Below are 25,043 nucleotides of genomic sequence, written 5' to 3' on the forward strand. Positions count from 1 at the left end.
CTGACACACCGTTATCGCGAGCAGGCTCACTCCTACAAGAGGTACCGCGCAGAATCAGTAACCGCGGGTGAAATCCACTTCCCCACGCAACGCCTCACCCGCCTCATACGCCTTCAGGTTCTGGACAAACAAATCCACCATCAGCGCCGGCGACGTTGGTGCCGAGCTGTGCCCGGTCAGCAGCAAGCCCCACGCGGTCCAGAATGGATGGCGTTGCGGCAATGGCTCCTGACGGCAGACGTCAATCACCGCACCGGCCAGGTGCCCTTCCTTCAAAGCCTCGACCAGATCGGCATCGACCACCGCGACACCGCGCCCGGCGTTGATGAACAACCCGGTCGGCTTGAATTGCTTGAACAGCGCCGCGTCGTAGATATCGTGGGTGTGTTCGGTGTTCGGCAGCAGGTTGACCACGTAATCCACCTCGCCCACCAGACGCGGAAGATCGGCCAGCGCGCCGACTTCGACGAACGGCGCCTGTTCGCGGGTGCTGCTGGCGATGCCGTACAACTCGACGCCGAATGGCAGGAGAAATTGCGCGACACTCTGGCCGATGTCACCGGTGCCGACGATCAGTACCTTGCGCCCGACCAGACTCTGGCCGCTGCGGTTGTCCCACTTGCGCTCGACCTGGCTGACCAGCCGCGCCAGCACTTCGCGCTCGTGGCCGAGGATGTAGGTCAGCACGTATTCGGCCATGACCTGACCGAAAATCCCCACCGCACGGGTCAGGCGATAATCGCGGCGCAAGCCGTCGGCGAGCAGCGGCGTGATACCGGCCCAGGTCGATTGCAGCCATTGCGGTTGATGGCCCTGGCGCAGCAGGGTCGCCAGCAGGTCCGGCTGGCCCAGCCAGACCGGGCAATCGGCGGCCTGACGCGCCAGTTCGGCGGAGTCGCCGCTGGTCAGGACTTCAAGCTCGGGCAGTGCCTGACGCAGCAGTCGGGCGTATATCGCGTGGTCGTGTTCGGCAATCAGAACGCGCATCTTCAAACCTTTCGCAAACCGTGCAGACGGCCGCCGGGATCGGGCCGGCCATCGCGGTAAAAACAGTTCCAGGGTTAACCGAGGCCCAGGACAGGGCCTCGCGGGTCAGACCGGGTCGTTGCGTCGCAGCAACTCTTCGGGCAAGTGCTCGATGTACTCGTCCTCGGCCGGTGGCATTTGCAGGTGATAGCCCTGCTTGTCGAGGTTTTCCAGGACCACGGTGATGTCTTCGCTGGCCAGCTTGCGCTCGGGCGACAACACCAGATCGAAGGAATGCTTCGCTTTGCCGAAAGCCGTCATCAGCGCTTCCGGCACGCGCTCGAGCGCATCGCTCTTGAGCACATAGAGATACATGCCGCTGCGCTTGGAGCTTTGGTAGATGGAGCAAATACGTTTCAAGGCTGTTCTCCGGCGGTGGACAGGCTGTCGAGCAGCTTCTGACCGAGCAATTCGCGGCGCCAGCCACGCAGCGAATCGGGCAATTGGTAAGGCCCCTCGGGGAAGCCGCTTTTGACCAGGGCTTCGAGGGTTTTCTTGCGCAGCATCAATTCCGGGGCGATCCCGAGGCGTTCGGCCTCGGCCTGACCCAGCGCGCGCAGTTGCTTGATCAACGCAGCAGCTTCGATCGGCAACGGCTCCGGCACTGCCGGTGGCCATTGATCAGGGCCCACACTGCCAGAGCGCTTGATCAGATCAAGCAGAAACTGGCCGTCCTGACGCACGGTACGCGGGTGCATGTCTTCGATCTTGCCCAGCGCCGCGAGGTTATCCGGCTGCGTGCGGGCCAAGGGCCACAGCGAGTGTTCACGAACAATGCGGTTACGCGGCAAGTCACGGGCGCGGGCTTCTTTTTCGCGCCAGGCGCACAGCTCACGCAGCACGGCCAGTTGCGCGCGGGACAGCTTCCACGCCAGTTTCGCCTCGCGATAGACCTCGTAAGGATCGGTTTCGCGGCGCAGGTTGGCGACCAGTTCGGCGCCATCTTCCAGTACCCAGGCGAACTTGTCGTCGGACAGCTTGGGCCGCAACTCGACGAACACCTCGGCCAGATGCACGGCGTCTTCGGCGGCATAGCTGATCTGGGTTTCGGACAACGGACGCTGCAACCAGTCGGAGCGGGTTTCACCCTTGGGCAGGTCGATGCCGAGCACTTCCTGCACCAATCGCGAGTAGCCCATGGAAAAACCGAGGTTCAGGTAAGCGGCGGCCAGTTGCGTGTCGAACAGCGGCGCCGGCAGGCTGCCGGTCAGGCGCAACAGCACTTCGAGGTCTTCGCTGCAGGCGTGCAGGACTTTGAGGACCGCCGGGTTTTCCAGCAACGCGGCCAGCGGTTGCCAGGCGTTGATGGTCAGCGGATCGATCAGGTAGGCGCGTTTGCCGTCGCCGATCTGCAACAGGCCGGCAATCGGGTAGAAGGTGTCGACCCGCATGAATTCGGTGTCGAGGGCAACGAACGGCAGTTGCTGCCACTCGGCGCAAAACTGCGCGAGGCTTTCGTTGTCGCGAATCCAGTGAATATCGATAGCCACACGGCTCTCCCTTGAAGAATGGCGCGCAGTATATATCGCCACTGGCGATTTACGCGCCTTTGAAGGGCAAGAGCTGTAAGGAAATGTCTTGCCTGCCAGCAAGAATAGTCTGACAGCGGAAACAGAAAGGCCCGTCGCATCAGCGCGACGGGCAGGAAACGCCTCACTGCTTGGCCAGTACGCCGTCGATCACCGCGCCGCGACAGCCGGCAAACATGTCCAGCGCCGGCTGGTACACGCTGCTGCGCACCTCGAGCAGGCCGAGCATGGAGTGGAACAGGTTGTCCTGACTCAGCGGCTTGTCGCGGCTCAGTTGCAGGCAATGCGTATCGACCGAGTAGGCTTTCTGATAGCTGTCGGAGAACCACGCCAGCATCGCTACATGCTTCTGCTGCTCGGGCGCCAGCATGTACGGCGTGCCGTGCAGAAACAGGTTGTATTCGCCCAGCGATTCACCGTGATCCGACAGATAGAGCATGGCGGTGTCGACTTTGTCCTGATTGCTGCGCAGCACATCGATCAGGCTCGCCAGCACATGGTCGGTGTACAACAGCGTGTTGTCGTAACCGTTGACGATACTTTCGCGGCTGCAATTATTCAGCGCGTTACTCTCACAGACCGGGGTGAAGTGTTCGTACTCCTTGGGATAACGCTTGAAGTAATCCGGGCCGTGACTGCCCATCTGGTGCAGAACCAGCACCGTATCTTTATCCAGGTGATCGATAAAGCTCTGCAAACCCTGCAGGAGGATTTCATCGCGGCATTCGCTGTAGGCGCACAACGCCGGGTCCTGCAATTTGCTGACATCCTGCACCGTGACCCGGTCGCAAGTGCCTTTGCAGCCGGACTGGTTATCGCGCCAGATCACATCGATGCCGGCGCGCTTGAGCACATCGAGCAAACCCTCTTCATTCTTCGCCTTGCTGGCGTTGTAATCCTTGCGGCCCATGTTGGAGAACATGCATGGCACCGAGACCGCGGTCTCCGTGCCGCAGGAATGCACATCGGTAAAGGCGATCAGCCCCGCCTCTTTGTCCAGTTGCGGCGTGGTGTCCCGGTCGTAACCGAGAATGCCGAAGTTCTGCGCCCGCGCACTTTCCCCGACCACCAGCACGGTCAGCGATTTGCGGGGCTGGAATTGCAAGTCGGGATTGCGCTGGGCATCTACGCCGATCTTGATGAACGGCTGCTGCGCCGAGACGACTTGCTCTTGCAGGTAGCCGAGGGACGCGCCGATGTAATTGCTCGGCACCAGCATCAGGCGAATTTCATGATGGTTGCGAAACAACGAAGACAACCCCTGATAGTTGGCCAGTGCCACGACACCGATCACCGCCGCAGAGGCGACACTGACAATAACTTTGCTGAACAACTCATGATGCCAGCGCCGATAAGTGACCGGCATTTTCCATAACACCAAACACGGCAAAATACCCAGAAAGACGATATAGGCAAACAACTTCATTGAAAGCAGATCACGCACTTCCGTCGCATTGGTTTCAGCAAAGTTTCGCAACATACCCGCATCGATCATCACGCCGTATTGGCTCATGAAATAAGCCACGCCAGCGCTGATTAAAAACAACAGGGTCAATAACGGTTTGAGCAGGGGGCGGAAAGCGAACAACGTCAGGACAATATTGAACGCGGCGAAGATCATTACGCCGAACGCCAGGCGCAGGGCGCTGCCCTTGCCATCCGCAGCGGTTATCTCGAACAGATGTTGCCAGAGCACCAGGTTGAAACCGAGCAACAAAAAGGCGCTGGCGAACAACGTCACCCATTCCGGGCGCACGGCTTTTAACTTCAACATGATGAGTGACTGTTCCTGAAAGAAGAGCCTCGTCACTTGTGAAAATTTCATTCACCGAGGCATGACAAACTTTAGGCAGCCATGGATCAATTTTTCGTGAAAAAGATGCTAATGATTAGTTGCCTTCGGGCATTGTTCTGGAAGTTTGCGCGTATTTGCGAATGGTTCAGGTTTCATTCAGTTAATTGCCCACCTACGCCCCCTGTAGGAGCGAGCCTGCTCGCGAAAGCGGTGTGTCAGTCAATATTTATTCATCTGATACATCGCTATCGCGAGCAGGCTCACTCCTACAGGGGGATGCGGTGTTATCGAGTTTTCAGGTCTGGCGCGGGATTTTCTGATTTGCCGATCTGCGCGACGCGACGCCTAATCATCAGCTTCCGCAATCGAAGGCCTACTGATGAATCATCACCGCCCCGCCGCTTGGCTGATATTCGCGATCATCCTTGTCGCACTTAATCTGCGCCCATCAATGGCCGCCGTGGGACCGTTGCTGTCGGCGATCCGTGGCGATATCCCGTTGAGCTTCAGCGCTGCCTCCCTGCTGACGATGTTGCCGGTCATGGCCATGGGGCTGGCGATGTTCTTCGGCCTGAGCGTCAGCCAGCGCTTCGGCGCACAGCGCACGGTGCTGCTGTCGTTGCTGATCATCGGGCTGGCGACGCTGTCGCGGTTGTTTATCGATTCGGCTCTTGCGCTGATCCTCAGCGCCATAGTGGCCGGCATCGGCATCGCCATGATTCAAGCGTTGATGCCGGCGCTGATCAAGTCGCGCTTTCCCGACAAAGTAGCGTTATGCATGGGCGTCTACGTGACGTCGATCATGGGCGGCGCGGCGATTGCCGCATCATTGGCGCCACTGGTGATGGTGCAGACCGGTAACTGGCGCGCAGGGCTGGCCGTTTGGGCCGGGCTGGCGGTGCTCGCCTTGCTGGTCTGGTGTCTACAGCACGCGCGTGCCATATCAACAGGGATCAAGCGGGAGTCTGTTATCACCCGCCGTCGCGCCTGGTTGCTGGCGATTTTCTTTGGGCTCGGTACGGCGTCCTACACCTGTGTCCTCGCCTGGCTCGCCCCGTACTACGTGAAAAAGGGCTGGAGCGAACAACACGCCGGGCTGCTGTTGGGTTTTCTCACAGCGATGGAGGTCATTTCCGGCCTGGCGGTGCCTGCGATTGCCAACCGAAGCCGTGATCGACGCGCAATATTGGCGGCTCTGCTGTTACTGATCATCGGCGGTTTCTGCGGGCTGATTCTCGCCCCGGCGCAGCTGGCCCTGCTCTGGCCGTGTCTGTTGGGACTGGGTATTGGCGGTCTGTTTCCGATGAGCCTTATCGTCGCGCTCGATCATTGCGACGACCCGCAGCAGGCCGGTGGCCTCACTGCATTTGTGCAGGGTATCGGTTACCTGATCGCTGGCCTCTCGCCGCTATTGGCAGGGACAATTCGTGATCGGCTGGGCAGTTTTGAAGGCGCGTGGTGGGCGCTGACTGCGGTGATGGTGAGCATGTTGCTGATGGTCGTGCGCTTCAATCCTCGCCATTACACACGTCACTTGCCTTGCCCGGGCTAGAGGCCTCTGGCCATCTTTTCCGCACGAAATAGGCTACGTCGTGTTACTAAAAGTTTCTGTCCCACATGTGTCCGTGAAATGTCCTACGAGGGTTTCTCCTGGCACCATCGTTCCGCTAGGATCGTACGCACACGTTTGCGCGAATTCTGCGCAAGGGGCACAGCGAGACGGAACTCATGCTGAACAGTAATTTGCTTCGCAAGCTCGACATGCAGGATTTGATGGTATTTGTTGCTGTGTATGAGCAGAGCAGTGTCACCGATGTCTCGGAAACCCTGTTTGTCAGTCAGTCCACTGTCAGTTATTGCCTGAAGAAACTGCGCACCAGTTTCGAAGACGAATTGTTCATCAACACCCGCACGGGCATGCGCCCGACTTACAAGGCCTGCAGCATGTACGGCCATGTGCAGAAGATCCTCGAAAGCATCAACCTCTGCCACGCCGGAGCACCGGCCTTCGACCCGAGCCGGCAGGCGGTGACCTTCAACATCTGCGCCCCGGAATATTTCGAGCAGTTGATCCTGCCGCGCCTGTTGAAGCGCTTCGACTTCGACGATTTGCCGGTGATGGTCAACATGCACAAGTTCGAAACCGACGTGCCCGCCGATGAGTTACGCGACGGCTCACTCGACCTGGTGATCAGTTTCGGCCCGCACTTTCACCGCCAGCATGCGGATCTGAAATCACGGATGTTGCTTGAAGATGACCTGGTCTGCGTCTTCGACAAGCGCGCCACGCCATTGGAACCGCGTTTGAGCCTTCAAGCATTTACCGAGCGTCGGCATGTGTTCCCGACGCCGTGGACATCGAGCACCAACATGGTCGACGGCTGGCTGGCGCGCCAGGCGCAGAAACGCCAGATCGTCGCGCGATCGAACAGCTACAGCGCCGCGTTGAAGATGATCACCGGCACTGACTTCATCCTCACCCTGCCCCGGCGCATCCAGCGTTTGCTGACCAACGACGCGGTATTCAAACACTGCGAGGCACCCAACGGTTTGCCGGGCTTCACCCTCGATATGCAGTGGAGCCAGAACGTCGATCAGGACAGCGCCAATGTCTGGCTGCGCGAGCAGGTGATTCAGGTGTGCAGCGAGCTGGAAAGCGCCTGAGCCTCAGATGCCGATCGCGGTCTTGCTGTAGGACTCGCGATCGATGTCGAGCAGTTCGACGCACAGTTGCACTTCGAGCCCGGCCGGCCATTCGCAGAGCTCCTGCAACACCGCCAGCAGGCTTTGCGACAACTGCTTCTTGATTTCTGCCGAGCGCCCGCTGAGCAAGGCCAGCTTCACATGGACGAAGGCACGCTCGCCGAGAGCCGTGCCGACCTTGAAGTGTTCGACCTTGATCGCGCGGCTCTTGATATCGAACTCCGCCCCGAACTGACCGGAACCGACCAGGGTGTTGTTGAGCCTGATCAGGGCAATGTCGGCGTTCAACTGCGTCAGGTTGGCGGTGTATTCCATGTGCAGGTGTGGCATTGCGGATCTCCAGTCGGGGGGTGCGGGGGCGTACGTATAACACATGCGAATCAGCGGACTTTCTGATGGAACTGTCGAGTGGAACGAGGCTGCGAGCTTTTGATCCTTCATTTGAAGATCAAAATCAAAAGATCGCAGCCTCGTTTCACTCGACAGCTCCTACAAGGGATCGTGGTGTTCAGTTGGCCGTTCGCTCATGAATGCTTCCAGTCGCGAACGCAGCCAGCGTTCGGCCGGGTCGCTGTCGACATGACTGAGCCAGACCATCGACAGGTCCAGCGTCGGCGTCTTGAACGGAAACGGTTCCTGGAACAGCGCCCCGGACGCCGCCATCGCCGCTGCGGTATAGTCCGGCAGGCTGGCGATCAGGTCGGTGCCCGCCAGCAGCGCCGGCAGCGCGCTGTACTGCGGCACCGACAACACCACCTGGCGCGTCCGGCCCAGCTCCGCCAGCCATTCATCGGCATAGCCACTGACATTGGCCGTGTGCGACACCAGTACATGCGGGCGAGCGCAATATTCGTCGAGAGTCAGCGGCGTATCAGAGGCGTCGGCGCGCAGGATGCTCGGCTGGATATGTCGCAGCAGTTTGCGTTTGGCGTTGGCCGGCAGGCCACGGGTCTGGCTGATGCCGACGGTGATATCGCCAGCCGCGAGAAGATCGGGAATCCGCCAGTAATCGACATGCTGCACGACGAACACCACGTTCGGTGCTTCCTGGCGCAGAGCGCGCAACAGCGGCGGCAGGAGGCCGAATTCGACGTCATCGGACAGGCCGATGCGAAAGGTCATGGTGCTGGTGGCGGGGTCGAAATCGCGGGTCAGGCTCAGCGCCGCCGACAGCGAGTCGAGTGCCGGTTTGAGATGGCGGTAGATATCTTCGGCACGGGCCGTCGGTTCCATGCGATGACCGACGCGGATGAACAGCGGGTCGTTGAGCATCGTGCGCAAACGGTTGAGCGCCGAGCTGATGGTCGGCTGGCCGAGGAACAGCTTCTCCGCGGCGCGGGTCACGTTGCGTTCGAGCATCAGAGTCTCGAACACCACCATCAGGTTGATGTCGGCCTTGCGAAGTTCATTGCGGTTCATCCATTGCCCCTGCTCCCCGGAATAGCGGCAGTGTAGAAAGGCCTTGGGCATTGCGTCCATAAACGTTTCCGAGACAGCGTTGCAGAAACATCCGCGAACGATTGGAAACAAATCCGCGATAGCCAAAAAAACCCTCTGCGCTAGGCTTGCGTCGATGCGCCACACAGGTTGGCGCGCCTATCGATCGCAGGGAGCGAACCGTATGTATTTCGAAATCTACCGACAAACCCGAGGCACCCCGAGCACCGGCAAAGGCCAATGGCGCTGGCGCCTGCGTGCGCGCAACCACGAGACGGTGGCCAGTGGTGAGTCGTACGTGAACAAGGCCGATTGCCTGCATGTGATCAACCTGATCAAAGCCGTACAGGGCGAGACGCCGATCAAGGAGATTTGAGCCAGGCGACGGTCCTTGTTGTTTCTGGAAAGACGGGCCGTTGGTCGCCATTCAGAACGGTTGCTTGAATACTCATCCGCTATGCTCATCAAAGGTGCATGTGCTGCGATTGTTGCTGCCATGCACCTGACCGTCCATTGATCCCGCAGAGGTTACGCGCGATGAAATCACTTGCCGCAATCTGCCTTGCAATACTGGTCCTGAGCGCCCAGCCCGGCCACGCGGACACCCTCGACGCTTTCGTCGAAGAAGCGGCCCAGCAGAGCCTGTTCCAGAACAACAGCGCACATATCGCGCTGGAAAAGGCCACCCTGCCCGAGGTCAAAGCGTTCGCCAGACAAATGATTGCCGACCATGAGCGTTTCGATAAACAGCTCCGGCAGCTGGGGGAGAGCCAACGCATGGCGGTGCCGACAGAACCTTCAGTAGCCTCGAAAGCCAAGCAACTGCGCCTCGAGTCTCGCGACGATTCCTTCGACCGTATCTACATCGACAGCCAGGCCGAAACCCTCGAGCAAAAACTGATGCTGTTCAAGAAAGAAGCCATGTCGTCGCAAGATCCGCAGCTCAAGGCTTTCGCTCAAGCAGTCTTGCCGGGCATTGAAAAACAGGCGAAAACTGCTCGGGACCTGCAGGAAAAACTCAAACCGTCAGCGGGCGCGCTGAAGTCCGTCAACCCTTGAGCGAACCGCGGAACGATCAAAACTGCAAAAGAATCACACCCACCAATACGGCGATTACCGCAGATACCGCCATCACTTGGGTCGAGGTGAACGCCAGCGCCGCCTCCTTGGAACGGCCGACGAAGCGGCCACGAATCTGATGTAAACCTGGCTGCGCTTCGAACAGGTTGTCCGGGTGCTCGTTGTCCTCAGGTTCACTGGTCTGCTGACCGGTCCAGGCGCTGCGCGCCAGCAAACGATCCAGCAAACCTGGCATGACCGACTGGCCAACGATCGCCTTGATCGTCGACCATCCCAGCCACAACTCTCGCGGCGGGTGTTTGACCACGCTGAAAATCGCTCGCGCTGCCACGTCCGGGTCATGGATCGGCGGCACAGGTTGCGGGCGTCTGGGCAATTTGTTGCGTGCCCAGTCGAACTGCGGCGTGTTGATCGCCGGCAGTTGCACCATGCACACGCGGATACCGCTGCGCTCATGTAGTAACTCGCAGCGCAACGCGTCGGTAAAACCGCGCACGGCGAATTTTGCCCCGCAGTAAGCGGCCTGCAACGGAATGGCGCGATATGCCAGCGCCGAGCCGACCTGAATGATCAGCCCCTTGTTGCGCGGGCGCATCAACGACAGCGCTGCCAACGTGCCGTGGACGGTGCCGAGATAGGTCACCTGGGTGACGCGCTCAATCTCGGCGGCGGACAATTGCTCTATCGGCGAGAGCACTGTGACCATCGCCGCATTGATCCAGACCGTCAAAGGCCCGAGCCTGGCTTCCATTTGCTGCGCGGCCTCCTGCACGGCAAGCGCATCGGCAACGTCGACGCTGACGGCAGCCACCTCGACCCCATACATTTCCAGTTCCTGTTGCGTAGCGGCCAATCCTGCGGGATCGCGCGCCAGCAAGCCGATGCTATACCCGCCAGCGGCAAACCGATGCGCCACCGCGCGCCCGACGCCAGCACTGGCGCCGCTTATCACCACCAAAGGTTGCTCCTGCATGAACCGTCCTCGTTGACGCTCAGTCAATCGGCCCGATATTGATCATCAGGTCGTCACCCAGCCCTTGCACCTTGGCCAGCACATCCACCGGCGTTTCGCTGGAAAAATGCACGACATAGCCCATGCCGCTGCCGTCCTCTTCGATCGCGCTGACCCACAGCTCGACCTCGTCGGCGTCCAGCCCCAGCGCCTGGCCAAACTGACGGTTGCGGTGATCGGAATCGGTTTCGTCCATCGGGTAATCGCTCATGACCAACATCTCCTCGGGGATCAGTCCCCTCACTGGTTGCTCAATGGGGTCTTAAGGATGGACGCCTGCCGCGCGACGACAGTTCGTTTTTTTAATCGAGCATCGAGCGCAGCTTGCGCAACAGGTCCACCGGCGCGTAGGGCTTGGCGATCAATTCGAATTCATTGTCAGTCAGCTCATCCGGCGTCGACTCGTCCGCGCAGTACCCGGTCGTGAGCAGGATTTTAATGGCCGGATAGCGTTGGCTGACTTCCCGCGCCAGTGCCAGCCCGTTCATCTCGCCGGGCATGACCAGATCGGTGAATACCAGGTCGTATTCGCTACTCTGCAGCACGACCAGTGCCTCGCTCGCATCTGCAACGAGGTCAGTGTGATAACCCTGTTCGGACAATACAAAGCGCGCCAGTTCAGCGACTTCGGCGCGGTCCTCGACGATCAGGATGCGCTCGGTGCCCTTGAGGTTTTCCTCGGTTACAGGCGAGCCGGTTGCCGACAGCTGACTGTCATCTGCGGGGAAGAACAGGCGCACCGTAGTGCCGAGTCCCGGCGTCGATTCGATTTTGACCACGCCGCCGGATTGCTTGACGAAGCCGTAGACCATCGAAAGCCCGAGACCGGCACCGTTGCCTTCTTCTTTGGTGGTGAAAAAAGGCTCCATCACTTTGTCGAGATCGTCGGCGGCTATACCCACACCGTTATCGGCAACCGCGATGCAGACGTAACGCCCCGCCGCCAGTCCGGCCTGATGCGGATCCGTCGGATCCGGTACATCGACGTTGCGGGTCTGCACGGTGATCACAGGTTGCTGCTGGTCAACCAGCGCATCGCAGGCGTTGGAGAGCAAATGGTTCAGCGCCATCTCTGCCTGCGCCGGGTCGAGGCGGCAATTCCACAAATCCTCGGCCAACTCGAATTGCGGCTCCGGATCGCAGGATTCCGGCGCCGGCAGCGTTGACCGCTCGAGCAAGGCATTGAGATTGATCACCCGGCCCTCAAGCCGTTGCCGCCGGGAAAACGCCAGCAGATGCTGAGTCAGCAGACGGGCTTTTTCCGCCGCCGCACGGGCGTGACCAGCGCCGACCACGATGCGCTGCGGGTCGATGCTAGGGCGTTTAGCGGTGTGCTGGATCAGCTCGATGTAGCCGATCATCACTTGCAGCAGGTTGTTGAAATCGTGGGCGATGCCACCGGTCAACTGCCCCAGTGCTTCCATGTTCTCGCTGTAACGCAAACCGTCCTCGGCGTCACGGCGTCGGCTGACGTCCATTTGCGAGGCGAAGAAATACACCAGTTGCCCGCGCTCGTTGAATAACGGCGCGATAAACAGCTCGTTCCAGAACGATGAACCGTCCTTGCGATAGTTGAGCACTTCCACGCAGGTTTCGTGGTGATGTTTCAACGCTTGTTTGACCTGTTGCAACACGGCGCGATCGGTCTGCTCGCCCTGCAGAAATCGGCAGTTGCGCCCGAGCACCTCTTCCCGCTCGTAGCCACTGAGTTCAAGAAAGGCATTGTTGGCAAAAATAATGGGATCATCGGCCTGCGCAGGATCGGTGACGATCATGGCCATGCGGCTGACCTGCACCGCCGCGAAGAACACATCTTTGCGCTCTTGCGAAAGGACCGCCACATCGGCTCGGTCGACGATCGGCCTGGAATTTCTAGGCAAGTTGACCTCCGCTGAGTTACTTCCGTTTCGCTGAGACCACCATCACCGGTCGGAGTGCCGCGATCGAACGCCGGCAGCACAGGTGTCCGATGAGTTGCCGCAGACTGTCGAGGGATCCGAAGCGTGTCGCTGATTGTCGAAAGCACACCGAGCACTGCACGCGGTTATCGCGTTCGGCAGCCTGCATAGTCAAATCCGAACCGCCAGGGAGAACCACCGTGGATTTGTTGTTTCTGGGCACGTCAGCCGGCGTGCCGACCCGCCAGCGCAATGTCAGCGCCACGGCATTGATCGCGTCTGCGGGCAAGGGCTGGTACCTGATCGATTGCGGTGAAGGCACCCAGCATCAGGTTTTGCGCACACCGCTGTCGCTGAGCGAGCTGCGGGGGATTTTCATCACTCACGTGCACGCCGATCACTGCCTCGGCCTGCCGGGGTTGCTGGCGAGCACGGGCATGTCGGGGCGCACGCGGCCGCTGGATATTGTGCTGCCGACAGCGCTGCATCCGTGGCTGAAAATGAGCCTTGAGGTGACGCAATCGCACCTGCCCTTTGAGATCAACCTGCACGCCGTGGAAACGCTCACAGAGTGGCGCAACGTCAACGTTCAAGTGCAGACCGTCGAGCTGTCCCACCGTGTGCCGTGTCATGGTTATGTATTTACCGAGTCAGATCCGGAGCCGCGTCTGGACGTGCAGCGCCTCGAGGCCGAAGGCATAGAGCGCGGCCCGCTCTGGGGTCAGCTGGCCCATGGTCAGGACGTAGAGCACAACGGTCAGTTGTTGCATGCGCGGGATTACTTGCTCAGCTCACGACCTGATCGGCGCATCATTGTCTGCGGCGATAACGATCGCCCGGCACTGCTGGCCGAAGTGGCGCAATCGGCAGATGTGCTGGTGCATGAAGCGACATTCGTGCAAGCAGCGATCGACCGCGCTCGCGCCAGTTACGGCCACAGCAGCGCCGCCGCTGTCGCCGGTTTTGCCGAGTCCGCCGGCGTACGCAACCTGGTGCTGACGCATTTCAGCGCCCGCTATCAGGCCAATCCGGCTGTGAGTCCGTCGATCGAAGATGTGCGTAGTGAAGCGGCGTCGCTGTATCACGGCCAGCTGATTCTGGCGCGTGACCTGCAGCGTTATCACCTGGATCGGTCGGGGCATTTGCAGCCGGTGGCGACTGAGCGCAAACCGCTGCAGGTCGCGCCATAATCCGCTACCGCGTCCGCCCGGCTGACAGGCGGACGCTGGCACGCGGGCTTACTTCTTGGCTTCCTTGTCCGGATCCGCCGAGCGTTCGAGAAACGCTTCGGTCAGTTGCGGCAGATGCTTGAGCAGCCATTCGGACATGGCCACTTCCTGCGGCAGAATCTTTTCGCAGGCCTTCTGTGTCTGCTTGTCCCCCGCCGCTTTCGCCGCTGCAATAAGCACGGTGTAACTGGCGATTTCCATGTTTTCGAATACATAACCGGCCATGGCGCCCTTGATCACCTCGTCGCTCATCAAGGAGCCGCCGACGGCCTGACCGAACGCCATCAGCTTGCCGCCCAGGTCTTTGATCGTCGACGAATCACCGCCCAGGCGTTGCAGGCATTCGTCGATGAGTTTCTGCTGGCCGAGGGTTTCTTCGATGTGCTGATCAATGCGCGCCTTGAGCTTCGGGTAATGCTCCAGACGCTTGGACTGCGCCTTGAGCATCTGCTCGGCCTGTTGCTCCATGGCGTGGGCGTCACGCAGCCAGTCGAGCAGATTTTCCTGTGGAGTAGCCATTGTCGAGTCCTCTTCTTGATGATTTCCCAATGATCAACCGGGGCGCGCCGTGAAATGTCAGGCGCGCCCCACGTGCCTTACAGCCCTGGTTTGGCCTGCGCGCCAGAGCCCAGGTCCGCTCCAGTGACCGGCTCGCTGTTGGGGTCGGACATGGTGCGCATCTTCATGTTTTCCAACAGCGCTTCGTCGGCGCTGTCCAGTTGCACGGTGGCCAGACCATCGCCGCCGTCGACTGCTGGCGTCGGGTCTTCGACAAACTCCCAATCGTCGCCCTGGTTCCACGGACCGCGCATGCTTTCGGTGCCTTGCGACATGTTGAAGTACACGTTGGTGAACTCCGGCATGCCCGGCAGCTTGCCTTGCGGGAAGTTGGGCTGGATCGAGTGCAGGGCTTTTTCGAAAGACAACTGGTGGGCAATCTCGCGGGTCATCAGGAAGCCCAATGCTTCTTTTACGCCGGGATCATCGGTCACGTTCATCAAACGCTCATAGACGATCTTCGCCCGAGCTTCGGCGGCGATGTTGGAGCGCATGTCGGCGGTGGGCTCGCCGATGGTATCGACGTACGCCGCCGTCCATGGCACGCCGGCCGAGTTGGTCAGCGGCGAACCGGCACCGTAGAGCAGGCTGGTGATGTGCGAGTCATTGCCGTTGCCATTGAGCGAACGATACAGCTCGCCCTCCTGCTCGACGCCTTCGGCCATCCGGCCTTTTGCGCCTTTGTTGAGCATGACGATGATCGAGCCAATGATCTCCAGGTGACTGAGTTCTTCAGTGGCGATGTCCATCAGCAAGTCTTTGCGTCCCGGATCTTCCTCGGCCAGGGCTTGAGTGAAATAGCGCGAAGCCGCCGCCAGTTCACCTTGTGCGCCGCCAAATTGCTCGAGCAACAGATTGGCCAGCCCCGGATTGGGCTCGGCAACACGAACGGTGTATTGAAGTCGCTTGTTATGTAGAAACATGACAAATCTCCTCAGTCGGATAAGCGTGGCAAGTCGTCGGGTGAAAGCCTGCCTACCCTTTTGTGAAGCATTGTCTTTGCGGAAATTTCAAAAAAATTGCGGTAACAGGACAAATGGTTTGAACCGTATGGGCAAGTGAAACGGCGGCTTGCCGCTGGTACGACTCGCACTTGGTTAAATGGAACCAATGACAAAAGATCGGGTTGTCCGCCCGCGAGTTCGAGCTGGCCGGGCCTGCCTGGGTCAACGCAGCAAATGCACCAGCAACCCGATCAGCGCACAGCCCAGCAGCACCTGAATCACCCCGCGCTTGAAGCGAAACAGCGCAATGGCCGCGGCAATGGCAATCAATGCCGACGGCCAGTCCAGGCTGCCGCTGAAGCCCTGCGGCCAGAGCAGGTGGTAGCCGAAGAAACACGCCAGATTGAGAATCACGCCAACCACCGCGGCGGTGATCGCGGTCAGCGGTGCAGTGAATTTGAGTTCATCGTGGGTCGACTCCACCAGCGGGCCGCCGGCGAGGATGAACAGAAATGAGGGCAGAAAGGTGAACCACGTCACCAGCGCAGCGGCGACCGCGCCGGCGAGAAACACCTGATCGGCGCCAAACACCTGCGACACATAAGCCCCGACAAACCCGACAAACGCCACTACCATGATCAGCGGTCCGGGGGTGGTTTCGCCCAGCGCCAGGCCGTCGATCATCTGCGTCGGCGTCAGCCAGCCGTAGTGACCGACGGCGCCCTGATAGACATAGGGCAGCACCGCATACGCCCCGCCAAAGGTAAGCAGCGCAGCTTTGGTGAAGAACCAGCTCATCTGCGTCAGCGTGCCATGCCAGCCAAACAGCGCAGTCAACACGCCCATCGGCAATGCCCATAGCGCGGCGCCGATCACGGCGAGCATCGCCAGTTTCGTCCAACTGAAGCGGGCATGTGCTGGCGATGGCGTGTCGTCATCGATCAATGCCGGGCCGAAAGACTTGTTCGCCGCGCTATGCCCGCCGACCCTGAACTTCTCAGGCGCCAGTCGACCGCCGAAGTAGCCGATCACCGCCGCGCCCAGCACGATCAGCGGGAACGGCACATTGAGCACAAAAATCGCGGTAAACGACGCCGCCGCAATCGCCCACAGCCAATTGTTCTTCAGCGCCCGCGAACCGATGCGATGCGCCGCCTGCACAACAATGGCCGTTACCGCAGGCTTGATCCCATAAAACAAACCGGCCACCACCGGTACTTCACCGAAAGCGATGTACAGCCAAGAGAGGAAAATAAGGATGAACAGCGACGGCAACACAAACAACGCACCGGCCACAATCCCGCCCCAACTTCGATGCATCAACCAGCCAATGTAGGTCGCCAGCTGCTGCGCCTTCGGCCCGGGCAGCAACATGCAATAGTTCAACGCGTGCAGAAAACGCCGCTCGGAAATCCAGCGCCGCCGCTCGACCAACTCCTGGTGCATGATCGAAATCTGCCCGGCCGGCCCGCCGAAACTGATAAACCCCAGCTTCAACCAGAACCAGAACGCCTCGCGCAAACTCACGGCCTGCGGCTTCACCTCGCCACCACCCGCCAACGGCTGAACTTCACTCATCGAGCTGTCCTTTAGTGCAGTCGGCAGGTTGTACCCGAAAAGCGCAACGAACAAAACGCCAGAAACGAAAAAGCCCCCGTAATCAGCAATGATTACGGGGGCTTTGTCTTGTTCAATAATGGCGGAGAGATAGGGATTCGAACCCTAGGTACCGGTGAAGGTACAACGGATTTCGAATCCGTCCCATTCGGCCACTCTGGCATCTCTCCAACGGCGCGCATCATAACAACACTTTCGTTGGTTGCGAACCCCCCAAACGAAATTTTTTCCGTGCTATCAGATGCTTGCGTCGATTAAAGCGGTACGCCCAGACGAGCGGCGACTTCTTCGTAGGCTTCGATGACGTCACCGAGGCCCTGGCGGAAGCGGTCCTTGTCCATCTTCTTCTTGGTGTCCTTGTCCCACAGACGGCAGCCGTCCGGGCTGAACTCGTCGCCGAGGACGATGGAGCCGTCGCTGAACACGCCGAATTCAAGCTTGAAGTCGACCAGCAGCAGGCCGGCGTCGTCGAACAGTTTGCTCAGGACTTCGTTGACCTTGAGCGACAGTTCCTTCATGCGCGCCAGTTGCTCGGCGGTGCCCCAACCGAACGCCACGACGTGGGATTCGTTGATGAACGGGTCGCCTTTGGCGTCGTCCTTGAGGAACAGTTCGAAGGTGTACGGGTTGAGCTTCATGCCCTCCTCGACGCCCAGACGCTTGACCAGGCTGCCGGCAGCGTAGTTACGCACGACGCATTCGACCGGGATCATGTCGAGCTTCTTCACCAGGCATTCGTTGTCGCCCAGCAGTTTGTCGAACTGGGTCGGTACGCCGGCCGCTTCGAGCTTCTGCATGATGAAGGCGTTGAACTTGTTGTTCACCATACCTTTGCGATCAAGCTGTTCGATGCGCTTGCCGTCGAACGCCGAAGTGTCGTTGCGAAACAGCAGGATCAAGCGGTCAGCGTCGTCGGTCTTGTAAACCGATTTGGCTTTGCCGCGGTAGAGTTCTTCACGTTTTTCCATGATGGGCTCCGCTTGCTAAGTAGGTGGGCTAGGCGATGTGGCGCCAGTCGAGCCCTGAATCTTGATCGGCCAGTTGCAGCCAGTCCGGGTCGCACCCGAGGGTGTCGACAAAACATTGCCGGGCCAGCTGCGGCAGGTTGTTCTTGCTGCTCAGATGGGCCAGGACCAGGTGTTGCAAGCCCTGCCAGCCCAACTCGGCCACCAGGAATGCCGCCTGATGGTTGTTCAGATGTCCGCGTTCGCCGCCCACCCGCTGCTTGAGAAAGTACGGGTAGTGACCACGGGCGAGCATGTCGCGGCAATGGTTCGACTCGATCATCAATGCATCGAGGTCCCGGTAGCCATCCAGCACCCGCTCACAAAACGATCCCAGGTCGGTCAGCAGGCCGAAGCGCCGCTGTTCCTGATCGCTGAAGACGTACTGGGTCGGCTCCTGCGCGTCATGGGCCACGGCAATGACCCCGACGTTCAGTGCGCCGATCTGCATCTGCTCGCCGCCGGCCAGAAAGCCTGCCGGTTCAAGCGGTTTGCGCATCCCGCGCAGCGTGCCGCGACTGAGGTACACCGGCAGATTGTAGCGCCGAGACAGCAAACCCACGCCATGCACGTGGTCGGCATGTTCGTGGGTCACGAGTATCGCGCTCAGTTGCGCCGGGTGCACACCCAGGCGCAACAGACGTCTTTCGGTTTCCCGCAGGGAAAAACCACAATCCACCAGCACGTACGTATCGGCACTGGCGATCAGCGTGCCGTTCCCTTGGCTACCGCTGCCGAGAACGGCAAAACGCATATCGGATCAGCCCAGGTTGTCCTGAATCACGCTCAGCACTTTACGCGCGACATCGGCCGGCGCGACGGTGTTGATGTTCTTTTCGACGGTGACCTGGATGTTCTCGCCCACCTTGCTCAGGCGAACCTGATAACGCTCGGCGCGGGCTTCGACTTCTTCCTTGCTCGGCGCGCTGCCGAACAGGCCGCTGAAGAAGCCAGGCTTGTCGTCTTTGTTCTCGGCTTTTTCGGCCAGGTTGATGTAGTACAGGCCCAGGCTGCGGTTGATGTCTTCAACGCGCCATTCGCCCTGTTCCAGCGCACGGCCGACGCTCGACCAGGCGCGGTCCAGATCGGTACCGACGTTCAACACCGGATTGCCGCTGCCGTCTTCGCTGAGGCTGACGCGGCTCGGCGCATCGAAATCACGCGAGGCCAGCATCGACACCGAACCACCCTTCTCGGAGGTGCGGCTCATGCTCGCGAGCATGTCGTCGACCAGCGCAGCGTCCAGGCCAGTGTTGACCGAACGGTTGGTGAAAGCCACGTCGGCCGTGCTGCCGGCAGGACGCTCGGCGCTGACCACGTAGATTTCACTGGTGTTGCGCTGCACGCCCGGCTCGATGCGCACGCGCACGCGGGTTTCGCTGTCGCTGGCGATACCGGCCGCGCTCAGGCGCTTGGCCATCGAAGCGGACAGTTCGTCGGAGTGCTGCCAGGTGGTAGTGAACTCACCAGTTTGCGGACGCTGTTCATCCAGACGGAAACCGTTGTCCTGGAAGAACTGCAGCGCCACTGGCCATACTTCGGCCGGTGGATGCTGAGCCACGACCCAGCGCGAATCACCGCTTTTCTGCAGCGAGTAATCGGTGGCATCGGCAACCGCCGAAAGCGGCTGAGGGCGCGGAACCACGTATTCGCCCGTCGCGGTGTCGTCGGCCACGTTGCGCGGGATCGGCAACAGCGGATCGAGACGCTTGGCAGTGCTCACATCCGGTGGCAATTGCATCGGTGCAGTCTGTTGCGCTTGCAGGTAATCGCTTCCACGGTCGCGGAAATAACCTTCCGGCCCCCAGACCCATCCGCAGCCACTGGTGCTGGAGATAATCAAGGCAAGTGCGGAAAGTCCGGCCATTCGCTTCATGCGTTGTACTTCCTCAATTAAACCAGGACGCTGCACTGGCGCAGGGCCGAGCGCAGCGTTTCATGACAAGGAGTGCTCAGCCAGGTCAGTGGCAGGCGGATGCCTTCGTGCATCAGGCCCATTTCGACCAAAGCCCACTTCACCGGAATCGGGTTGGCTTCGATGAACAGGTCCTTGTGCAGCGGCATCAGTTTTTCGTTGATTGCGCGTGCGGTGTCGGCGTCGCCTTTCAGCGCGGCCTCGCACAGGTCAGCCATTTCGCGCGGGGCGACGTTGGCGGTGACCGAGATGTTGCCCTTACCGCCGAGCAGGATCAGCTCGACTGCGGTCGGATCATCGCCAGACAACACGATGAAATCCTTGCTCACGCCATCGATGATCGCCTTGGCGCGTTTCAGATCGCCGGTGGCTTCCTTGATGCCGATGATGTTCGGCACGCTGGACAGGCGAATCACGGTCTCGGCCTGCATGTCGCAGGAGGTGCGGCCGGGAACGTTGTAGAGAATCTGCGGAATGTCGACCGCTTCAGCGATGTGCTTGAAGTGCTGGTACAGACCTTCCTGGGTCGGCTTGTTGTAATAAGGAACCACCAGCAGGCAGGCATCGGCGCCGGCGGCCTTGGCGTTGCGGGTCAGTTCGACGGCTTCGCGGGTCGAGTTGGCGCCGGTGCCGGCGATGACCGGAATGCGCCCGGCAACATGTTTGACCACGGCTTTGATGACGGCGATGTGCTCTTCTACATCAAGGGTGGCCGACTCGCCGGTAGTCCCGACGGCGACGATGGCATGGGTGCCGTTCTTGAGGTGGAAGTCCACGAGTTTGCTGAGGCTGTCCCAGTCAAGACGCCCTTGTGCATCCATGGGAGTGACCAGTGCCACCATACTGCCCGCAATCATGAAACCGCTCCTGCCGGAAAAAGAGAGCGGTAATGGTACTGGCGCCAAGATGCTTGCACAAGCGAAGTACTGCGCCGCCGCCATTCCCCTTGGCGCCGCTTTTCGCTACCCTTCAGACTTTGATCGGTACAGATCAGCTTGTACGCCGGGTTTCAGCCTCCCTTTTCGGCCTCCCAGGCCCCGTTCCAGCGTCGCATCGACGCGCTCCCGCACAGTGGAGCGAGCCGCGAGCGCAGGCCGGGTCTCTTTATATGGACCGCCAGAACAGGCACTCCCGACCAGCAACGCCCGTCAACCTACCGACCGCTCATCGCTTTAGGAATGCTGCATGTCCACCCCCACAGTTCGCGAACAATTCCTTGTCATCAGTGCCCTCGGCGCCAACCCCATGGAGCTGACCAACGTCCTGTGCCGCGCCAGCCATGAAAACCGCTGCGCCGTCGTCACCTCCCGCCTGACCCGCCACGGCGAGTGCAGCGCCCTGGTGCTGGAAGTTTCCGGTAGCTGGGACGCCCTGGCGCGCCTCGAAGGCAGCCTGCCGCTGCTGGCCAAGCGTCATGCGTTCACCGTCAACGTGGTGCGCAGCGCGGCGCTGGAAAATCGTCCGCAGGCCCTGCCTTACGTGGCCTACGTCAGCTCGGCCTATCGCCCGGACATCATCAATGAGCTGTGCCAGTTCTTCATGGACCACAACGTCGAACTGGAAAACCTCACCTGCGACACCTACCAGGCGCCCCAGACCGGCGGCACCATGCTCAACGCCACGTTCACCGTGACCCTGCCGGCCGGCACCCAGATCAGTTGGCTGCGCGATCAGTTCCTCGACTTCGCCGACGCAATGAACCTGGATGCCCTGATCGAGCCCTGGCGCCCACAAAACCCAATGTAAGGAAGCTTTCATGGCCGTTGTCATCGACCAACCGGTTGCGGATTTCACCGCGCCTGCGACCAGCGGGCAGACCGTCAGCCTGTCCGAACTCAAGGGCAAGCAAGTGGTGATCTACTTCTACCCGAAAGACAGCACCCCGGGCTGCACCACTCAGGGTCAGGGCTTTCGTGATCAACATGCGGCTTTCAAGGCTGCCAACACCGAAGTCTTCGGCATTTCCCGCGATAGCTTGAAGTCGCACGAAAACTTCAAAGGCAAACAGCAATTCCCCTTCGAGCTGATCAGCGACAAGGACGAGGCGGTTTGCCAGTTGTTCGACGTGATCAAGCTGAAGAAGCTGTATGGCAAGGAATACCTGGGCGTTGATCGCAGCACATTCCTGATTGATAAGGACGGCGTGCTGCGTCAGGAATGGCGTGGTGTGAAAGTGCCGGGGCATGTTGATGCCGTGCTGGCGGCAGCTGAAGCTCTGAATAAAGCCTGATGTTTCTGTTGCGTCTTTGAAGACGCCTTCGCGAGCAAGCTCGCTCCCACAGTTGGAATGCCATCAACTGTGGGGGCGAGCCCGCTCGCAAATAGCCTCTCTGCAAAATCCGGATCAACCGCTAAAGCAACGGCGCCACCACCGGTTCCTTGCGCGGCCATGCATCCAGCACAGCCTTGAACAGCGTCGCCAGCGGGATCGCAAAGAACACACCCCAGAATCCCCACAACCCGCCAAACAACAACACCGCACAGATAATCGCCACCGGATGCAGGTTGACCGCTTCCGAGAACAACAGCGGCACCAGCACGTTGCCGTCCAGCGTCTGAATGATTCCGTAGACCGCCATCAGATAAATGAACTGATCGCTCCAGCCCCACTGGAACAGCGCAATCAGCAGCACCGGCACGGTCACCACTACGGCGCCGACATACGGCACCACCACCGACAAGCCGACCAGCAACGCCAGCAGTGCCGCATAGTTCAGACCCAGGGCGATAAAAGCGATGTAGGTCACGCCGCCGCAAATCACGATCTCGATGCCTTTACCACGGATGTAATTGGCGATCTGCCGGTTCATTTCCTGCGCTACGCGGGTGATCAACGCGCGCTCGCGGGGCAGATAGCCGCGCACCCACTCGCCGATCATCGCCCGATCCTTCAGGAAGAAAAACACCAGAATCGGCACCAGCACCAGGTAGATCATGATGTTCACCAGCAGCGGCAAACTCGACAGCGAGAACGTCAGCGCCCACTGGCCGAACTTGCCGATCTCGCCCCGCGCCGCTTCGATCGCTTGCAAGACTTGCTCATCGGACACCAGATGCGGATAGCGCTCCGGCAATAGAAGCAGCAACGACTGCCACTTGGCGAGCATGCCTGGCAGTTCGTTGAACAGCGTGATCAACTGGTGCCACAACAGCGGCAGAACCACGACGATAAACAGCATCAGCGCGCCCATGAACAGCGCGAACACCAGCCCCACCGCCACGCCGCCGGGCACGCGCAGCCGCTCGAGTGTCACCACCAGGCCCTGCATCAGATACGCCAGCACCATGCCGGCGAGCACCGGGGCGAGCATGCCGCCAAGGGTGAGCACGGCTGTGAAGGCGAGAACCAGCAGCACCGCCAGCACCACGGCTTCTTCATCGGAGAAGTAGCGCTGAATCCAGTCGCGTAACACTTTGAACATCAATAATCCCTTCGATTGTTAACGCGGTCGCTTCAGGCTTTCTTCAACCAGTAACGGTAGATCCCGGCCTCGTCCTCTTCACGCAGCAGCGCATGACCCGCCAGTTTGGCAAAGGTACGGAAGTCGCGCTGCGAACCGGCGTCCGTGGCGATCACCTTGAGCACGGCACCACTTGGCAGTTTATTGAGTTCCATTTTTGCCTTGAGCAACGGCAACGGACAGTTCAGGCCACTGGCGTCCAGTTCCACGTCATGGGCTACAGCGTCAGTCATTGCGTCACTCCGTTCGGGTTATCGAGCTGCCTAGAATATCTGGTCGCGGCTTCGGTGTCCGGCTACAGTAAGGTCTTTGTCCTTCAAGGCTTTGTGCATGACTTTTCTGCGCCCTACCCTGCTGACGCTCGCTTGCCTGCTCGCCTCACCAGGCTTTGCCGACGATCTGCCGTCACTTGGCGACGCCAGTTCTGCCATCGTCTCGCCGCAACAGGAATACCAGCTCGGCCGCGCCTGGCTGGCCATGCTGCGCAGTCAGGTTTCCCAGCTCAACGATCCACAGCTTAAGGATTACGTTGAATCCAGCGTGTACAAGCTCGTCGAGACCAGCCAGGTCTCCGACCGACGCCTGGAATTCATCCTGATCAACAGCCCGCAACTCAACGCCTTCGCAGCGCCGGGCGGCGTGGTCGGGGTCAACGGCGGCCTGTTCCTCAACGCCCAGACCGAAGGTGAATACGCCTCGGTGCTCGCTCACGAATTGGCGCACTTGTCGCAACGCCACTTCGCTCGCGGCGTCGAAGCCTCACAAAGAATGCAGGTGCCGATGATGGCCGCGTTGCTGGCGGGTATCGTCATCGCGGCGGCAGGCGGCGGTGATGCCGGTATAGCCACCATCGCCGGCACCCAGGCTGCGGCGTTGCAGGAACAACGGCGCTTCTCACGGCAGAACGAACAGGAGGCCGACCGTATCGGCATCCTCAATCTGGAAAAGGCCGGGTACGACCCGCGCTCGATGCCGACCATGTTCGAGCGTCTGATGCGCCAATACCGCTTCGATGCCAAGCCGCCGGAATTCCTCCTGACTCACCCGGTCACTGAATCGCGTATCGCCGACACCCGCAACCGCGCCGAGCAGGCGAAACCGGGCGGCATCGAAGACAGCATGCGCTACCAGTTGATCCGCGCGCGGGTGCAGTTGATCTACGAGGAAACCCCGGGGCTGGGAGCCAAGCGGTTCCGCGCCCTGCTCGATGAGAATCCGAAAAACGATGTCGCCCGTTACGGCCTGGCCATCGCCCAGATCAAGGGTGGCCAACTCAACGAAGCACGGGAGAACCTCAAGCAGTTGTTGACCAAATCGCCGAACGAGATCATCTACAACCTCGCGCAGGTCGATCTGGACATCACCAACAATCGTCTGCCCGATGCGCAGTCGCGAGTCGACCGCATGCTCACGCAATACCCGGGCAACTATCCGCTGAACCAGGTGCGCGTCGATCTGCTGCTGAAACAGAATCGCGCCGCCGATGCCGAGAAGGCGCTCGACAGTCTGCTCAAGTCACGCCCGGATGATCCGGACGTCTGGTATCAGGTTGCCGAAACCCGCGGCCTGTCGGGCAACATCATCGGCCTGCATCAGGCGCGGGCCGAATACTTTGCGCTGGTCGGCGACTATCGGCAGGCCATTCAGCAACTGGACTTCGCCAAGCGCAAGGCCGGCAGCAACTTCCCGCTGTCCTCGCGCATCGATGCCCGCCAGCGTGAACTGATGGAGCAGGAGCGCATGGTCAAGGACATGATGGGCTGAGTCTTCCCGCAAGACATAAAGTGCAGACACAAAAAAACCGCCTCTTACGAGGCGGTTTCTCTTTGCCCTTT

The 25,043-nt window shown here is 60.2% G+C and carries 26 protein-coding genes and 1 tRNA gene; 8 read left to right on the forward strand and 19 right to left on the reverse strand.

Features of this window, described 5'->3' with window-relative positions:
• Positions 1-54: 54 nt before the first annotated feature.
• The 4 genes from AEQ63_RS07485 to AEQ63_RS07500 all read right to left on the reverse strand — a co-directional run bounded on the left by AEQ63_RS07485 (position 55) and on the right by AEQ63_RS07500 (position 4,329).
• Positions 55-987 carry a D-2-hydroxyacid dehydrogenase gene (locus tag AEQ63_RS07485; RefSeq protein ID WP_064362546.1) on the reverse strand — a complete coding sequence of 311 codons (933 nt, stop codon included), beginning with the start codon at positions 985-987 and terminating at the stop codon, positions 55-57.
• A gap of 105 nt (positions 988-1,092) precedes the next feature.
• On the reverse strand, positions 1,093-1,386 hold the full coding sequence (locus tag AEQ63_RS07490) for a YcgL domain-containing protein (RefSeq protein ID WP_041478850.1): 294 nt from the start codon (positions 1,384-1,386) through the stop codon (positions 1,093-1,095).
• The gene (gene rnd, locus AEQ63_RS07495; RefSeq protein WP_064362548.1) at positions 1,383-2,516 is read right to left on the reverse strand and encodes a ribonuclease D; all 1,134 of its coding nucleotides are present in this window, start codon (positions 2,514-2,516) and stop codon (positions 1,383-1,385) included. Before rnd ends, AEQ63_RS07490 begins: the two co-directional genes overlap by 4 nt.
• A gap of 163 nt (positions 2,517-2,679) precedes the next feature.
• Positions 2,680-4,329 (reverse strand): phosphoethanolamine transferase, encoded by a 1,650-nt coding sequence (locus AEQ63_RS07500; RefSeq protein WP_064362551.1) that lies wholly within the window; start codon positions 4,327-4,329, stop codon positions 2,680-2,682.
• Positions 4,330-4,729: 400 nt separating this feature from the next.
• On the opposite strand from AEQ63_RS07500, the gene AEQ63_RS07505 reads away from it, so the two are divergent.
• A complete protein-coding gene (locus AEQ63_RS07505; protein ID WP_064362553.1) occupies positions 4,730-5,902 on the forward strand; it encodes a cyanate transporter in 1,173 nt (390 codons plus the stop codon).
• A gap of 176 nt (positions 5,903-6,078) precedes the next feature.
• On the forward strand, positions 6,079-7,014 hold the full coding sequence (locus AEQ63_RS07510) for a LysR family transcriptional regulator (protein WP_064362555.1): 936 nt from the start codon (positions 6,079-6,081) through the stop codon (positions 7,012-7,014).
• Positions 7,015-7,017: 3 nt separating this feature from the next.
• On the opposite strand, the gene AEQ63_RS07515 is transcribed toward AEQ63_RS07510, so the two are convergent.
• Positions 7,018-7,383, reverse strand: a complete 366-nt coding sequence (locus AEQ63_RS07515) for a 5-carboxymethyl-2-hydroxymuconate Delta-isomerase (protein WP_064362557.1) — start codon at positions 7,381-7,383, stop codon at positions 7,018-7,020.
• Between the two features lie 159 nt (positions 7,384-7,542).
• Positions 7,543-8,472, reverse strand: a complete 930-nt coding sequence (locus AEQ63_RS07520) for a LysR substrate-binding domain-containing protein (RefSeq protein ID WP_064362559.1) — start codon at positions 8,470-8,472, stop codon at positions 7,543-7,545.
• A 202-nt stretch (positions 8,473-8,674) separates the two neighbouring features.
• Here AEQ63_RS07520 and AEQ63_RS07525 point away from each other — a divergent pair, with 202 nt between their 5' ends.
• On the forward strand, positions 8,675-8,866 hold the full coding sequence (locus tag AEQ63_RS07525; protein WP_016771242.1) for a YegP family protein: 192 nt from the start codon (positions 8,675-8,677) through the stop codon (positions 8,864-8,866).
• A 161-nt stretch (positions 8,867-9,027) separates the two neighbouring features.
• On the forward strand, positions 9,028-9,549 hold the full coding sequence (locus AEQ63_RS07530) for a DUF4142 domain-containing protein (protein WP_064362560.1): 522 nt from the start codon (positions 9,028-9,030) through the stop codon (positions 9,547-9,549).
• Between the two features lie 16 nt (positions 9,550-9,565).
• Here the strand turns inward: AEQ63_RS07530 and AEQ63_RS07535 are convergent, their stop codons facing one another.
• The 3 genes from AEQ63_RS07535 to AEQ63_RS07545 form a co-directional block, all read right to left on the reverse strand.
• On the reverse strand, positions 9,566-10,543 hold the full coding sequence (locus tag AEQ63_RS07535) for an SDR family oxidoreductase (RefSeq protein WP_064362562.1): 978 nt from the start codon (positions 10,541-10,543) through the stop codon (positions 9,566-9,568).
• A 19-nt stretch (positions 10,544-10,562) separates the two neighbouring features.
• The gene (locus AEQ63_RS07540) at positions 10,563-10,793 is read right to left on the reverse strand and encodes a hypothetical protein (protein ID WP_064362564.1); all 231 of its coding nucleotides are present in this window, start codon (positions 10,791-10,793) and stop codon (positions 10,563-10,565) included.
• Between the two features lie 91 nt (positions 10,794-10,884).
• Complete coding sequence (locus AEQ63_RS07545; RefSeq protein WP_082367747.1) at positions 10,885-12,462, reverse strand: histidine kinase famiy protein; 1,578 nt, start codon at positions 12,460-12,462, stop codon at positions 10,885-10,887.
• A gap of 218 nt (positions 12,463-12,680) precedes the next feature.
• Between AEQ63_RS07545 and AEQ63_RS07550 the strand changes: the two genes are divergently transcribed.
• Positions 12,681-13,670 carry a ribonuclease Z gene (locus tag AEQ63_RS07550; RefSeq protein ID WP_064362565.1) on the forward strand — a complete coding sequence of 330 codons (990 nt, stop codon included), beginning with the start codon at positions 12,681-12,683 and terminating at the stop codon, positions 13,668-13,670.
• A gap of 48 nt (positions 13,671-13,718) precedes the next feature.
• Here the strand turns inward: AEQ63_RS07550 and AEQ63_RS07555 are convergent, their stop codons facing one another.
• From AEQ63_RS07555 to dapA, 8 genes are all read right to left on the reverse strand, one after another.
• Positions 13,719-14,228 carry a ferritin-like domain-containing protein gene (locus tag AEQ63_RS07555; protein WP_042607417.1) on the reverse strand — a complete coding sequence of 170 codons (510 nt, stop codon included), beginning with the start codon at positions 14,226-14,228 and terminating at the stop codon, positions 13,719-13,721.
• Between the two features lie 77 nt (positions 14,229-14,305).
• A complete protein-coding gene (locus AEQ63_RS07560; protein ID WP_064362567.1) occupies positions 14,306-15,190 on the reverse strand; it encodes a manganese catalase family protein in 885 nt (294 codons plus the stop codon).
• Between the two features lie 243 nt (positions 15,191-15,433).
• Positions 15,434-16,789, reverse strand: a complete 1,356-nt coding sequence (gene chrA, locus AEQ63_RS07565; protein ID WP_064362570.1) for a chromate efflux transporter — start codon at positions 16,787-16,789, stop codon at positions 15,434-15,436.
• A gap of 119 nt (positions 16,790-16,908) precedes the next feature.
• Positions 16,909-16,998, reverse strand: a tRNA-Ser gene (locus AEQ63_RS07570).
• An 84-nt stretch (positions 16,999-17,082) separates the two neighbouring features.
• Complete coding sequence (gene purC / locus AEQ63_RS07575; protein ID WP_016771262.1) at positions 17,083-17,796, reverse strand: phosphoribosylaminoimidazolesuccinocarboxamide synthase; 714 nt, start codon at positions 17,794-17,796, stop codon at positions 17,083-17,085.
• A gap of 28 nt (positions 17,797-17,824) precedes the next feature.
• Positions 17,825-18,586 carry an MBL fold metallo-hydrolase gene (locus tag AEQ63_RS07580; RefSeq protein WP_042607414.1) on the reverse strand — a complete coding sequence of 254 codons (762 nt, stop codon included), beginning with the start codon at positions 18,584-18,586 and terminating at the stop codon, positions 17,825-17,827.
• Positions 18,587-18,592: 6 nt separating this feature from the next.
• Positions 18,593-19,708 carry an outer membrane protein assembly factor BamC gene (gene bamC, locus AEQ63_RS07585; RefSeq protein WP_042607413.1) on the reverse strand — a complete coding sequence of 372 codons (1,116 nt, stop codon included), beginning with the start codon at positions 19,706-19,708 and terminating at the stop codon, positions 18,593-18,595.
• Between the two features lie 17 nt (positions 19,709-19,725).
• The gene (gene dapA / locus AEQ63_RS07590; protein ID WP_064362572.1) at positions 19,726-20,604 is read right to left on the reverse strand and encodes a 4-hydroxy-tetrahydrodipicolinate synthase; all 879 of its coding nucleotides are present in this window, start codon (positions 20,602-20,604) and stop codon (positions 19,726-19,728) included.
• A gap of 328 nt (positions 20,605-20,932) precedes the next feature.
• Between dapA and AEQ63_RS07595 the strand changes: the two genes are divergently transcribed.
• Together AEQ63_RS07595 and AEQ63_RS07600 are read left to right on the forward strand one after the other, a co-directional pair.
• The gene (locus AEQ63_RS07595; protein WP_042607411.1) at positions 20,933-21,493 is read left to right on the forward strand and encodes a glycine cleavage system protein R; all 561 of its coding nucleotides are present in this window, start codon (positions 20,933-20,935) and stop codon (positions 21,491-21,493) included.
• A 10-nt stretch (positions 21,494-21,503) separates the two neighbouring features.
• Entirely contained in the window at positions 21,504-21,977 is a 474-nt protein-coding gene (locus AEQ63_RS07600) for a peroxiredoxin (RefSeq protein WP_064362574.1), read from the forward strand.
• A gap of 121 nt (positions 21,978-22,098) precedes the next feature.
• Here the strand turns inward: AEQ63_RS07600 and AEQ63_RS07605 are convergent, their stop codons facing one another.
• Both AEQ63_RS07605 and AEQ63_RS07610 read right to left on the reverse strand, forming a co-directional pair.
• Positions 22,099-23,169 (reverse strand): AI-2E family transporter, encoded by a 1,071-nt coding sequence (locus tag AEQ63_RS07605; protein WP_041478862.1) that lies wholly within the window; start codon positions 23,167-23,169, stop codon positions 22,099-22,101.
• A gap of 32 nt (positions 23,170-23,201) precedes the next feature.
• Positions 23,202-23,441 (reverse strand): sulfurtransferase TusA family protein, encoded by a 240-nt coding sequence (locus tag AEQ63_RS07610; protein WP_064362576.1) that lies wholly within the window; start codon positions 23,439-23,441, stop codon positions 23,202-23,204.
• A gap of 97 nt (positions 23,442-23,538) precedes the next feature.
• Here AEQ63_RS07610 and AEQ63_RS07615 point away from each other — a divergent pair, with 97 nt between their 5' ends.
• On the forward strand, positions 23,539-24,972 hold the full coding sequence (locus AEQ63_RS07615) for a M48 family metalloprotease (protein ID WP_042608135.1): 1,434 nt from the start codon (positions 23,539-23,541) through the stop codon (positions 24,970-24,972).
• The last annotated feature ends 71 nt before the right edge of the window (positions 24,973-25,043 follow it).

The organism is Pseudomonas sp. RIT-PI-o (assembly GCF_001297215.1).
GTDB lineage: Bacteria > Pseudomonadota > Gammaproteobacteria > Pseudomonadales > Pseudomonadaceae > Aquipseudomonas > Aquipseudomonas moraviensis_A.